Source organism: Mucilaginibacter aquariorum (genome assembly GCF_024498135.1).
In the GTDB taxonomy this organism is placed as follows: domain Bacteria; phylum Bacteroidota; class Bacteroidia; order Sphingobacteriales; family Sphingobacteriaceae; genus Mucilaginibacter; species Mucilaginibacter aquariorum.
The window spans coordinates 594,387-607,634 of the sequence record NZ_JANHOH010000002.1; the positions used below are offsets into that span (position 1 = coordinate 594,387).

Below are 13,248 nucleotides of genomic sequence, written 5' to 3' on the forward strand. Positions count from 1 at the left end.
CACACAAAGGTCCGCAGAAGTAAATGCATGGTTAATAAAGATAAAGTTATGTAAGCTTATAAACTATTACAAAGCCAAAATGTTATGGAAATGTAACAATAATATTTATGGCAGATATAGCAAAACGTTTCCCACAGAACCCACTACTATCCCCAAAAGATTTAAAACCTACCAGCGAAGGCTTACATATTGCCTGTTTATTAAACCCAGGCGTTTTCAGGTTTGATGGCAAAATATGGCTGCTGGTACGCGTTGCCGAGCGGCCGCAACAAAGCCAGGTACATGTGTCGTTTCCTATACTTACTGCTACAGGCGAAACCCAAATAATGGAAATTGCCCTTGATGATGCCGACCTTATTGCTACCGATGCCCGGGTGGTAAGGTATAAAGGTGTTGATTATTTAACCACCTTATCGCACCTGCGTTTAGTTTGCAGCGATGATGGTATACATTTTCATGAACCGGAGGGTTACAACAAACTGTTTGGTATCGGCCCTTTACAAACATTTGGGATTGAAGATTGCCGGGTTACCTGCCTGGAAGGGCAGTACTATCTTACTTTTACCGCCGTAAGCGATAGTGGCGTAGGCGTTGGTATGCGCACCACTACCGATTGGAAAAGCTTTCAATCGCACGGTATGATACTGCCGCCGCATAACAAGGATGTTGCCATTTTTGAGGAAAAAATAAACGGGTTGTATTATGCCCTGCACCGCCCAAGCAGTGTAGATATTGGCGGTAACTATATTTGGATAGCCCAATCGCCGGATGGCGAGCATTGGGGTAACCACAAATGCATTGTTAAAACCCGGGAAGGTATGTGGGATGGCGCCCGGGTAGGCGCTGGCGCAGCACCTATTAAAACTGAAAAGGGCTGGCTGGAAATATATCATGGGGCTACCAAAAATCACCGTTATTGTTTAGGCGCGGTTTTGTTAGATCTTAATGATCCGTCAATTGTGCTGGCCAGGACCATCGACCCGATAATGGAGCCCAGCGAGCCTTATGAAGTAAGCGGCTTTTTTGGCCACGTGGTGTTTACCAACGGGCATATAGTTGAGCCCGATGGCGATACAATAACCATGTATTATGGCGCTGCCGATGAGTTTGTTTGTGGGGCACATTTATCCATTAAAGAGATCTTTAAAGCTTTAGGTGTTTAATTGTAGCTTTCTAATTTTAATTAATAGGATATTTAAAAACAATTATAAATGATGACTGGTTGTTAAGGCAAACAACCTTTAACATCACTTCTATGAACGGAATATCACCCTGGGCAGCAGCGGCCAGTTCTGTTTTTACAGATAACGCGCTACCATGCATCTACACAAAAAACCATAACGATTTTGCATTTAGCATTCATAACACAACCGATTCGCTTTGGGTATTGGCAACATGGCCCAAAGGGGGCAGAATAGCTTTTCGTGTGGCTTATTCGCCTGACGGTGGCTTAGAAGTTAAAAGCAAAAGAGAGAATGATAATGGCATAAAGTTGTTGCTCAACGCTGTTATTGGCGATATAACGGTCAATATCCAATTTCCTGGAGATGGGCAAACTACTTTACGATACACCACAACTTTAAAACCCCATACCGAACTGCTAATACCATTTTGGCCGCGCGATATAATCATTCCAGGCAGGGATGGTGAGCCTGATAACACCGCCGGTAAAATATGGGCAAAACAAATAGGCACACGCTCGGGTATGGTCTATTTTAGTGTAACAAGGCCTAAATCGGGTTCAGTATTTTATTTGCAAAATCTTTCTGCCTTAAATGATTATTGCCAGCAAACCCAAACATCTGCCGGTGAAACAGTTGGCGGCGAATGGCCCGAGTTGGGTTTTGCTTTACCACCCGCTTTAGATAAACCGTTGCAGGCTGATAAAGAGACGATCATATCTGATGCAATTATTGTGTTTGATGACCAGGTGCCTACAAAAGAAGCGGATATGGTTGAGCAATACTTAAATATGCTTGCACAGGCCTATTTGCAACTGCCCAAACCTGATACCAAGTACCAGGATTGGCTCGAAACATTGAAAAAGGGGCTGCATGATCTGATAGAAAGCCCGGGGTGCTGGAGCCAGGTAGCGGGGCATTCTTATTTTAATGCCTACGTAAGTGATTATGTTACCCCGCCAGAAATTATGGTGCAGCTGGCTGTATTGCTCCCCCTGCAGGATTATGTGGACTGGGGCGGTGAAAAAATGGAGGCAATAAAGGTCATTAAAGAAGCCTTGCCAACCTTTTATGATGAAAAGTTAAAAACAATTATGCGCTGGCTACCTGCCGCAGCTGATAAGCTGGAAGGAGAGGAGGAACAGAAAGAGCCAATGACCATGGATTCGTGGTACCTGCATCACCCTTTGCTTAACCTATCGCGATTAGCGTTAAAAGGCGAGAAGATAGCCGAACAGCTCTTTTTAGATTCGCTGGAATTCGCTATAAAAGTAGCCCATCATTTTAAGTATGACTGGCCGGTATTTTACAAAATGGATACGCTGGAAGTTATTAAGGCCGAAACCGCGCCCGGTAAAGGCGGCGAGCACGATGTGCCCGGCCTTTACGCGCATGTTATGCTGCAGGCTTATGAACTAACCGGTAAAAAGCGCTACCTGAACGAAGCCGAAACAGCAGCTAAAAGGTTACAGGGATTAGGCTTCGATCTATTTTATCAGGCAAACAATACTGCTTTTTCTGCAGGCGCATTACTGAGGTTATCAAAAATTACCGGAAACAAAGTATATAAAGAATTAAGTTATTTATGCCTGGCCAATGTGCTTAAAAACGTGAGACTTTGGGATTGCGATTATGGTTATGGAAAAAACTTCCCGTCGTTTTTTTGCCTGTTCCCGCTAAGTGATGCGCCTTATACCGCGGTTTATGAAGAACAGGAAGTTTTTTGTGCCCTGCATGATTATTTAAGGCATGCTGAAGGTGAGGACATCCTGCCATCTGTCTCGATGTTATTGGCCGAGTATATTAAATATTTGTTAAACCGTGCCATATACTATTACCCAACCATGCTGCCAAAAGATATGCTGTCAGACAAGGTAAAAATAGGAGAGGTTGACCCTAAGCTTTGGATAGCGCTGGAAGATATGCATGACGGTTGGGAGAAAAGCGGTGAAGTTGGTCAGGAAGTTTATGGCGCCGGTAATGCCTTTGGGATACTGCCCCGCCACTACCTGCGGGTACCCAACGAAAACTTTATGGTATATGTAGATTATCCCACCTCATCATTTATCGGCCAAAAAAGGAAACCAATTACCTTTAATATTTTAGGGGATAACAGATTGGAATGTCGCCTGGTAATTGTGCGTACCGATGATAAAAAGCTACCAACATTTAAAGTGATGGCTAACGGCCAAAAGCAAGAGGTAAAAGGAAAAACAACCAGGAGTGGTAATATAGAATATGTATTAAACGGAGGGCAATCGGTAAAAATAAGCTGGAGCTAAAACGTTTGCGCAGATTGTGGTTAAAATCTATCGAAACTTTAATACATTGCCTTTTTATTAACCAATTATGAAAAGCTTTTTAGATGAGGATTTTTTGCTGCATTCTGATACTGCCAAAAAACTGTATCATGACCACGCCAAAGCGCTCCCCATTATAGATTACCACTGTCATTTACCGCCTGACCAGATTGCAGGCGATATCAACTTTAACAACATTACCCATGCCTGGCTCAATGGCGACCATTATAAATGGCGTGCCATGCGTGCAAACGGTATCGACGAATCTTATATTACGGGCAGCAAACCCGATAAGGAGAAGTTTGCACAATGGGCAGCCACCGTGCCGTATACCTTGCGTAACCCGCTGTACCATTGGACACATCTGGAGTTGCAGCGTTATTTCAGTATAGATTCACGACTGATGCCAGGCACTGCCGACTTTATTTATGATGATTGCTCGGCCAAACTGCAAAGCCCGGAATTTTCGGTGCAACAGCTCATCAAAAAAATGAACGTGGAAGTGATCTGCACCACAGATGATCCTTTAGATGATTTGAGTCATCATCAACAGATAAAAAAGGATGGGGCAGAGGTGAAGGTTTTTCCCGCATTCAGGCCTGATAAAGCTATGTATATAGAGGATGTAGCTGCACTAAACGCTTACATAAATAAATTAGAGGCGGTATCAAACACCAGCATAACTACTTTTGAAGATTACCTGTATGCCTTAAAAAATCGCCATCACTACTTCGCGGCAAATGGCTGTACTGTATCTGATCACGGCCTTGAGCACATTTACGCGGAGGAATATACCGAGGAAGAACTGCGCGCCATATTTGAAAAAGTACGTACCGAAAAGAGCGTTACCAACTCAGAGAAGGTGAAATTCAAATCGGCTATGCTATATAATTTCGCTATATGGAACCAGGAGAAAGACTGGGTTCAGCAATTCCACCTGGGTGCTTTGCGCAATAATAATAGTCGCCTGCTTAGTCAGCTTGGGCCTGATACAGGCTTTGATTCTATAGGTGATTTTAGCCAGGCCAGGCCGTTATCCAGGTTTTTAAACCGACTGGATAAGGACGACCGCCTTGCAAAAACTATTATCTACAACCTAAACCCTGCCGATAACGAAATGATGGCTGCCATGATAGGCAACTTCAACGATGGCTCTATAGCCGGTAAGGTGCAGTATGGTTCGGCCTGGTGGTTCCAGGATCAAAAGGATGGCATGACCCGGCAAATTAACGCTTTGTCGAACCTGGGTTTGCTGAGTCGTTTTATAGGTATGCTTACCGATTCGCGTAGCTTCCTGTCGTTCCCGCGGCATGAGTATTTCAGGCGTTTGCTTTGTAACCTGTTTGCCGAGGATATTGAGAATGGCGAATTACCAAACGATATAGAATGGACAGGCAAGATCGTTCAGGATATTTGTTATTACAACGCTAAAAACTACTTTAATTTTAAGCAGTAAGATGTAGGTTCTATTGCGCGTAAAGCTAACAGCGAGGCAGACTGTTTGGTAACATCATTAATACAATTGGTTTATATTGAATAATACTTTTTGAAATTATTTAAAAAGTATTCTATATTTAAATAATCTATAAACCATTTGCCGGTGGCCAGTACCGGTTTGTTTTTAATCCTTATTATCATAAACATGACCGCAAAAAATGCTGCCGGCACTGCCGATGATGTTAATACATCCCCCTTTACCTATGAACGCCTTTATTCGTTAGATGCCCTGCGGGGATTTGACATGTTCTGGATCTTAGGGGGCGAAGAGATATTCCATACGCTGGCTAAGGCAACCGGATCGCCATTTTGGGGCAGCATTGCCAATCAGTTCACTCATCCGGACTGGAACGGTTTTCATTTATATGACCTGATATTTCCGTTGTTCTTGTTCCTGGCGGGTGTGGCCACACCATACTCGGTAGGCCGCGAGCTGGAAAAAGGCGCTATCCGCCCACAGTTAGTATTAAGGGTAATAAAACGTGCGGCCATATTGGTGTTGCTTGGCCTGCTGGTAAACAACGGCTTAAAAACCTTAAAATCTATTGATGAGATCCGCTTTGCATCGGTACTTGGTCGTATTGGTATCGCTTACATGTTTGCCAATATTATTTATCTGTATGCTAACCGCAAATGGCAAATTGCCTGGTTTTGGGCATTCATTATAGGTTATTGGCTATTATTAAAGTTCACATCAGCGCCTGGCCACCCTGCAGGTGATTTGACCATGGCGGGCAACTTTGCATCGTATATGGATACGCAAATACTGCCGGGCAAACTTTACTTAGGCATTCATGATCCCGAAGGGTTGTTCTCTACCATCCCGGCAATAAGCACCGGTTTGCTGGGGATACTGGCGGGTACGCTATTAAAAAGCGGCCATCAGCATAAAGCGCGTAAAGCTGGGTTGCTTGCCATTGTTGGCATTGTGTTTTTGGTATTAGCGCAAGTCTGGAACCTTGATTTCCCTATAAATAAAAACCTGTGGACAAGTTCGTTCGTGCTGCATGTTGGCGGTTTAAGCCTGTTGCTGCTCTCGCTGTTTTACTACGTGATAGATGTGCTTGGATATAAGAGTTGGGCATTCTTTTTTAAAGTGATAGGTATGAACTCCATCCTCATCTATATATCAAGCAAATTCATTAACTGGAACTATGCTACCGCAGGTTTTTTTGGCTGGCTGGGGCAATTGGTTGGCGAGCCTTACAATATTGTTGTAATGGCCATTTGCTTTATAATGGTTAAGTGGATGTTCCTGTATTTCCTGTATCGTAAAAAAGCATTTTTAAAAGTGTAATCCATCCGCATGAAAAATATAAAATACCTGCTAAGCGTAATATTAAGCGTTGTTTTACTGCAACCGGCTACAGCGCAAATGTCGATACAAATATTGCCTAAGCTGATGCTAAGGCTGGATGACATCGGCATGAACCACTCCGTAAATATGGCCATGAAAAAAATGACTGATACCAAAATGCCGTTCTCTGCCTCGGTGCAGTTTGCCTGTCCCTGGTACCAGGAAGCGGTGGAGATATTAAAGAAGAACCCGCAGGTAAGTGTAGGCGTACATTTAACGCTTACCTCCGAATGGAAAAACTATAGGTGGGGGCCGGTAACAGGCCGCGAAGCTGTACCGAGTTTAGTTGATAAAGATGGATACTTCCATCAAAGTACCCGCGCCTTTGCCAAAAGCGGTTACAAAATAGAGGAGATAGAGAAAGAACTATCGGCACAAATTGAAAGAGCTTTGGCATCGGGCTTAAAAATATCGTACATAGACCCGCATATGGGCATAGCCCTTTCAACCCCGGCACTTCGTGCCTTAACTGAAAAACTTGCCCGTAAATACAAACTGGGCATATCCACGTTAAGCGAGCAAGTTTACTTTGGCGAAACCTACAAAGAAATGTGGGGTGAACCGGTGGCTACTAAAAAGAAAGCGTTTTTAGCTTATGTAACTAACAAGCTAAGCAAGAACAGGCCAAACCTGGTAGTGATACATGTTGCCCTGCAAGATCCGGAAATGAACGCCCTGTTTGATATGAACAGCAGTATGATGAACACCAAAGCAGGCAAACCATTGACCGCGCTGCACCGCCAAACCGAACTGAATATGCTGCTATCGCCCGAGTTTAAAGCTTTGGTAGGCCGCAAGTTTGAGCTGACCAATTATACCGAACTGATTAAAGAGCGTGGCCTGGATGCCATGAAATTGGAAACCGTAAAAAACTGATATGGAAAGAAGGTCGTTTGTAAAACTGTCTGCATTTACCGCATTGGCGCTTACACTGCCCTTTGCCGAAAGCTGTAGTACCGGTTCAAAGGAAATGGCAGTTGCTCAGCCCTTGCTGTTTTCGCATTTGGTTGATGCAAAAGCCATCAGGGAAGCCGGTTTGGCCTATCGGAAAACACATGCGATAGAAGACAATCAGCAAAAGCTTTCGCAATTATTATTGAGTGAAAAAGAAACGGCATCGCTTAGTAAAAACGAGATCGAATCTATGCTGGATAAGCAGGTTACCAACGATTTTAAAGCCGGCAATACAGTAATGGTAAAAGGCTGGGTAATGTCTGTTACCGAAGCCAGGCAATGTGCGCTATTTTCTATCCTTAAATCATAACCGCTATGCATATCGACGCCAGGAATATTGATAACAACAGCCTGATAGAGGGGGATATTTGTATTGTAGGATCGGGTGCGGCAGGTATCAGCATGGCAATAGAATTGCTGAATACACCCTACAAAGTTATTTTGCTGGAAGGCGGCGGTTTTGAGTATGATTCCCAAATGCAGGACCTTTATAAAGGTAAAACTACCGGCCAGCGATATTTCCCGTTGGAATCGGCAAGGCTGCATTATTTTGGTGGTACAACCGGGCACTGGGCAGGCTTTTGCTCCACCTTCGACCCTATAGATTTTAAAGAACGCGATTGGGTACCCCACAGCGGCTGGCCTATAAAACGCGAGGACCTCGACCCATACTATTCCCGCGCCCAAAAAAATCTGGATCTTGGCCCGTACGAGTACAGTGCCAAATACTGGCAGGATAAAGATCCCGAACTAAAAGGCCTGTCACTTGATGAGAACGTAGTTTTTAATAAAATGTGGCAGTTTAGTACGCCAACACGTTTTGGGACAAAGTATCGGGATGCTATTGTTAAAGCGCCAAATATCCACCTGTACACTTACGCCAACGTAACGGATATTACCGCTAACCAAAATGTATCGGCAATAAAGGAAGTTACAGTGAAAAATTTTGCGGGCAAACAGCACACTGTTAGGGCAAAACAGTTTATAATTGCCTGCTGCTCTATTCAAAACGCACGTTTGCTGTTGGCATCAAATAAACAAGCACCAAAAGGACTGGGTAACCAAAACGATAATGTTGGCCGTTATTTTATGGAGCACCTGGAGATAAAATCGGCAGAAATGTGGCTTACCAAACCCGATGTGCTAAAACTTTACCAGTGGGATTGGGGCGTAAAACACCGCGCAGAATTGGCCATTAGCGAGGATATACAGCGCAAACACCGAATACTAAATGGTACCGCATCATTAATGCCTTTAGAGGTGGCCAAAAACCAAACACCAATGATTGACCTTTGGAGTGCCGATACCGCCAAAACCAATGCGTTTATGAAGGAGGGCGAAAGAAGGGGTAAAACACAAAAAGAGTTAAAAAGCCATAAAGCCTTTGAACTGTTTACCCGGGTAGAGCAGGCGCCTAATCCAAACAGTCGTGTTACTTTAGATGCCCAAAAAGATGCGCTTGGTGTACAAAGGGCTAACCTGCACTGGGAGCTAACCCCACTCGAAAAGCATAGTCTGCGCAAGATCTACCAGATAATTGGCGAACAAATTGGCATAAGTGCTGCGGGAAGAGTGCGTTTAATGGAATATCTGCAGGACGAGAATGATAATACCTGGCCCGAGTTTACCGGCGGTGGCTGGCACCATATGGGTACCACCCGCATGGCCGATGATCCTAAAAAAGGTGTGGTTGATGCCAATTGCAAGGTGCACGGGATAGCAAATCTTTATATGGCAGGTGCATCGTGTTATGCAACAGCCGCCGCACCAAATCCAACCTTAACGTTAGTAGCGCTTACCATTAGGTTAGCCGACCATATTAAGCAAAAGGTTAAAACAACTGTTTAAAGTCCACACTTATGCAATTCGACCCGGAAAACCATATCAATAAATTATGTGCCGAAGGGATGCTTTTGGAAGGCGAAGGTAAACCACAGGAAGCTTTGGTGCTATTTGAACAGGCATGGCACAACGCCACAAACGATTTAGAAAAGCTTACCGCGGCACATTACGTTGCCCGCGGGCAAAAAATTATAGCAGATAAACTTATCTGGGATGAAACTGCTTTAAACTTAGCCCTGAAAATTAATACCGACGATATTAAAGCGATATATCCATCCCTGTATTTAAATGTTGCCAAATGTTATGAAGACCTGCAGGATTTTGCAAAAGCAAATGACAATTACCAAATGGCACTTAGCTTCGTTACCTATTTGCCCAATGATGGTTACGGCGATATGATAAGGGCTGGCATCAACAGCGGTATAAGCCGGGTTAAAAAAGTTTAAGCCAATGCTTTATTACGGGCAGCGTAACGCTGGCTAACCATAACTATGCTGATAGCAATCACACCCCAAAGCAGCATTTGCCAGGTGCTTAAGTCCCAACCGCCCAATTTCCATGATAACAGGCCAAAGTAAGTGCCGATAGAACCGCCTATGAAATAGGTAGTCATATATACAGTATTTAACCGGCTGTGCGAATGTTCGTCAAGGCTGTAAATGCGGGCAAAGTTGGTTATTTGTGTAGCTTGTACGCCGATATCTAAAAAGAATATGCTGATAATTAAAGCGGCTATAGAAAATGGTAAAAGTTTGATCAGGATGATACTGCCAATGATCATTCCAACAGATACCAGCAGCGACCGATAGCTATTGCCCTTGTCTGCCAGCTTGCCAAACCATGGGGCAACCAAAGCACCACCAATTGCTATCAGCCCGAATAAGCCAATAACACTTGCTGAATAATTCAATGGCGCCGCGCTTAAGTGGAAGGTTAGGGTTGTCCAAAAAGAGCAAAAAACACCAAAGGTAAACGCACCTAATAAAGCTGATTGCCTTAAAACGCTGTGCTCTTTAACCAGCGCCAGGGTAGACTTTAACAGGTTTATATAATTCCCCTTAAATTTAGGATGCACATTTGGCAGGTAAAGTTTAAGCAAGATAGCTACAATGAATACCATACCTGCCGATATACCGTAAACATATCGCCACCCCAGCGAACCGGCAATTAATCCACTTAAAACACGTGCGCCTAATATTCCCACTAATATCCCGGCAAATACCTTGCCTACGGTTTTTCCCCTGTTTACGTTATCGAGGGTGGCGGCCATCGGCATAAGAATTTGGGCCGGAGTGCTAAACAAGCCTATAAATAGGCTTAGCGCGTAAACTTCATATAGGTTGGTGGCAAAGGCCAGGGCGGTTAATGTTATTATCAATAAACCTGATAATAACAGAATTAAATTTTTACGATGCACCTTATCACCCAGAGGGATCAAAAAAAACATGCCCAGGCCATAACCCAATTGCGAGAACATGGCAACCTTGCCAATTTCGGCATCGGTAGCATGAATGGAATGACTAATATCTTTCAGAATGGGCTGGTTATAATAGATATTGGCAACCGTTATCCCGGCGGCAACGGCCATTAAGGGAATTATTGCAGGATGCAGTTTGGTATTTGTGGTAGCTGTCATTTGGCGCAAACGTAAGCAAATGAGGTTTGCTATCAAATGTAAACAGGCTTTATATGCGTTACAATGTATATTTGTGAAAGTATATTGACAAACAAGGTAAATTGCTGTCAAATATTTTCATATTTGAAAAACGCTTAAAATGATCAGGATCTGTGTTATAGAAGATGAAGAAAAGGTTTCATCATTTATAAAAAAAGGCCTTAACGAACACGATTATGAAGTAGATATTGCCGATAACGGTGAAACTGCTTTAGAAATGGTGGATAGCCAGGATTATAACCTGGTGATACTGGATGTAATGCTGCCGGATATGAGCGGTATCGAGATCTGTCGCCAGTTGCGTAAACATCAGCCTCAATTACCCGTGTTAATGCTGAGCGCTTTAGGTACTATTGACGATAAAGTGAACGGCCTGCATTCGGGCGCAGATGATTACCTGGTTAAGCCCTTCCATTTTAATGAGCTGCTTGCCCGGATAGAGGCATTGCTTCGGCGCAAAAAACTGGCTGATGGTGATAGCCACATACTAACCTTTGGCGGCTTAAAACTAAACACATGGGACAAGACAGCCGAGCGCGAGGGTAAACAAATAAACCTCACCGCTAAAGAATATAGCCTGCTGGAGCTTTTTATAAAAAATCCGGGTAAGCTGCTATCGCGCGAGTATATTATGGAAAGGGTATGGGGCATAAACTTTGATACCGGCACCAATATGGTTGATGTCTACGTGAATTACCTACGTAATAAAATTCAGAAAGATTTTGATAAAAAGCTGATTCATACGGTTATTGGAATGGGCTATATCCTTAAAGATTAATTAAATGGAATTAGAAGATTTACATTTTAAACTTAAAGGATTAGGTATACCCGAAACGGATTATTACTTGCATGGCCTGTATGGTTCGACAGATGATAATGACAAGGTGTCTTTAACAATACGGCGGGGAAAGAATGGTTTAGAATACGAAGTGTATTTTAAAGAAAGAGGTTCAGTGCATTCCCAGAAGAGGTTTTTTGATAAAGATGAGGCTTTTTTGTACATCTATCAGGAGTTTGTTAAATCGATAGAAATAAAAGATAAATACTCTTTAAATTGAAAATAAAAACCCGGTTATCGTTATACTTTACACTCATTAGCTCGGGGGCCTTGCTGCTGGTATTGGTGGCTGTGTATGTAGCCGTATTTTCATTTTTTACTGCCGATTTTTATAATCGCTTAACCGATCGCACCAACCTGGCGTCGCAGCTTTATTTAAAGGCCGATGAACTGGCGGCCGATACTATAATACAGTTACAGCAAAAGTATTTAGATAAACTGCCCGAAGAGGTGATACGCATATATGACCGTAATAATCTTTCGGCCTTTAAAATGAACCATAATATTTATTGGACTAAGGCTATCATAGAACAGGTACGTAGGGAAGGCTACTTAGAGTACGAAGAAGGCAACCGTAAGGTGGTTGGTAAATCTTATAAAGATAACCAGGGCGAATTTGTGATATTGGCCTCGGCGGTGGATGAAAACTCGCAAAGACGTATGCTGATGCTGAGTAAGATCACCGTTGTGCTGTTCGTTATATTTGGTACTGGGTTGTTTTTCGCGGGGCGGATGTTTGCCCAAAAAGCATTATCGCCGGTTGATAAGATCATAACGCAGATAAGGAGTATCCGATCCAGCAACCTGCATTTGCGGGTAAGCCAGGTAAAAAGTAAAGACGAAATAGCCGAACTGATAGATAATTTTAACCGCCTGCTGGCGCATTTGCAAAACGCCTTCGAGCTGCAGCAAACCTTTGTGGCCAATGCATCGCACGAGTTGCGCACCCCGCTTACCAGTATTATGGGCGAAGTTGAAGTGGCCTTAGAAAAGAATCGTGACTCTGCCGAGTATAAACGTATTTTATCATCCATAGCTAATGATGGCGCCCGCCTGCAGGAAACCATTACCAGTTTAATGGAACTGGCGCAGGTAGATCTGAACTACACCCAGGCAAAACTCACATCGGTGAGGGTAGATGAACTAATTTGGGAACTTGAAGAGCAGTGGTCGAGCAGGAAAGGGCCGGGGATGCTCAAAATACAACTGGCCAGTTTGCCCGAGGATGAAGAACTGCTTACCATCCCGGCTAACAAGCAAATGCTTTATATCGCCCTTAACAATATTATAGATAACGCTTTTAAGTATTCGGAACCCTACCCGGTTACCTTGAGTTTTGAAGCGACAGCGGCTCACATTAAAATTTCTGTTAGTGACAAAGGTCCGGGTATTAGTAAAGAAAATGCCGGGAAGATCTTTCAGCCATTCTTCAGGGCAAATAAGGATAGGTCGATTGCGGGCAGCGGTATTGGGTTATATATTACCAGTAAGATAATTGAACTCTTCAAAGGAACGATCAGCGTAGAATCTGAGGGTAAGGGCAGTGCCTTTGTAGTCGAGTTTATAAAAACAATAACTCTTCCTAAATTCTAATGCAAATCTAA

The 13,248-nt window shown here is 43.4% G+C and carries 12 protein-coding genes; 11 read left to right on the forward strand and 1 reads right to left on the reverse strand.

Going from position 1 to position 13,248, the window contains the following annotated elements:
- Positions 1 to 107: 107 nt before the first annotated feature.
- The 8 genes from NPE20_RS13735 to NPE20_RS13770 all read left to right on the forward strand — a co-directional run bounded on the left by NPE20_RS13735 (position 108) and on the right by NPE20_RS13770 (position 9,577).
- Entirely contained in the window at positions 108 to 1,163 is a 1,056-nt protein-coding gene (locus NPE20_RS13735; protein ID WP_256539235.1) for a glycoside hydrolase family 130 protein, read from the forward strand.
- A gap of 92 nt (positions 1,164 to 1,255) precedes the next feature.
- Complete coding sequence (locus NPE20_RS13740) at positions 1,256 to 3,463, forward strand: hypothetical protein (protein WP_256539236.1); 2,208 nt, start codon at positions 1,256 to 1,258, stop codon at positions 3,461 to 3,463.
- A 67-nt stretch (positions 3,464 to 3,530) separates the two neighbouring features.
- Complete coding sequence (gene uxaC, locus NPE20_RS13745) at positions 3,531 to 4,937, forward strand: glucuronate isomerase (RefSeq protein WP_256539237.1); 1,407 nt, start codon at positions 3,531 to 3,533, stop codon at positions 4,935 to 4,937.
- Between the two features lie 186 nt (positions 4,938 to 5,123).
- Complete coding sequence (locus NPE20_RS13750) at positions 5,124 to 6,275, forward strand: acyltransferase family protein (RefSeq protein ID WP_256539238.1); 1,152 nt, start codon at positions 5,124 to 5,126, stop codon at positions 6,273 to 6,275.
- A 9-nt stretch (positions 6,276 to 6,284) separates the two neighbouring features.
- Complete coding sequence (locus NPE20_RS13755) at positions 6,285 to 7,211, forward strand: ChbG/HpnK family deacetylase (protein ID WP_256539239.1); 927 nt, start codon at positions 6,285 to 6,287, stop codon at positions 7,209 to 7,211.
- Between the two features lies 1 nt (position 7,212).
- Positions 7,213 to 7,599 carry a hypothetical protein gene (locus NPE20_RS13760; protein WP_256539240.1) on the forward strand — a complete coding sequence of 129 codons (387 nt, stop codon included), beginning with the start codon at positions 7,213 to 7,215 and terminating at the stop codon, positions 7,597 to 7,599.
- Positions 7,600 to 7,604: 5 nt separating this feature from the next.
- Positions 7,605 to 9,137 carry an FAD-dependent oxidoreductase gene (locus NPE20_RS13765; protein WP_256539241.1) on the forward strand — a complete coding sequence of 511 codons (1,533 nt, stop codon included), beginning with the start codon at positions 7,605 to 7,607 and terminating at the stop codon, positions 9,135 to 9,137.
- 11 nt (positions 9,138 to 9,148) lie between these two features.
- On the forward strand, positions 9,149 to 9,577 hold the full coding sequence (locus tag NPE20_RS13770) for a hypothetical protein (protein WP_256539242.1): 429 nt from the start codon (positions 9,149 to 9,151) through the stop codon (positions 9,575 to 9,577).
- On the opposite strand, the gene NPE20_RS13775 is transcribed toward NPE20_RS13770, so the two are convergent.
- A complete protein-coding gene (locus tag NPE20_RS13775; RefSeq protein ID WP_256539243.1) occupies positions 9,574 to 10,767 on the reverse strand; it encodes an MFS transporter in 1,194 nt (397 codons plus the stop codon). The two genes, NPE20_RS13770 and NPE20_RS13775, sit on opposite strands and share 4 nt — an antisense overlap.
- A gap of 139 nt (positions 10,768 to 10,906) precedes the next feature.
- On the opposite strand from NPE20_RS13775, the gene NPE20_RS13780 reads away from it, so the two are divergent.
- Genes NPE20_RS13780 through NPE20_RS13790 form a run of 3 tightly spaced genes read left to right on the forward strand, consistent with a single transcriptional unit; the run spans position 10,907 to position 13,237 of the window.
- Positions 10,907 to 11,584 carry a response regulator transcription factor gene (locus NPE20_RS13780; protein ID WP_256539244.1) on the forward strand — a complete coding sequence of 226 codons (678 nt, stop codon included), beginning with the start codon at positions 10,907 to 10,909 and terminating at the stop codon, positions 11,582 to 11,584.
- A gap of 4 nt (positions 11,585 to 11,588) precedes the next feature.
- Entirely contained in the window at positions 11,589 to 11,864 is a 276-nt protein-coding gene (locus tag NPE20_RS13785) for a hypothetical protein (RefSeq protein WP_256539245.1), read from the forward strand.
- Positions 11,861 to 13,237, forward strand: coding sequence for a sensor histidine kinase (locus NPE20_RS13790; RefSeq protein WP_256539246.1), 1,377 nt, complete (start codon positions 11,861 to 11,863; stop codon positions 13,235 to 13,237). The genes NPE20_RS13785 and NPE20_RS13790 overlap by 4 nt, the downstream gene beginning before the upstream one ends.
- Positions 13,238 to 13,248 lie beyond the last annotated feature (11 nt).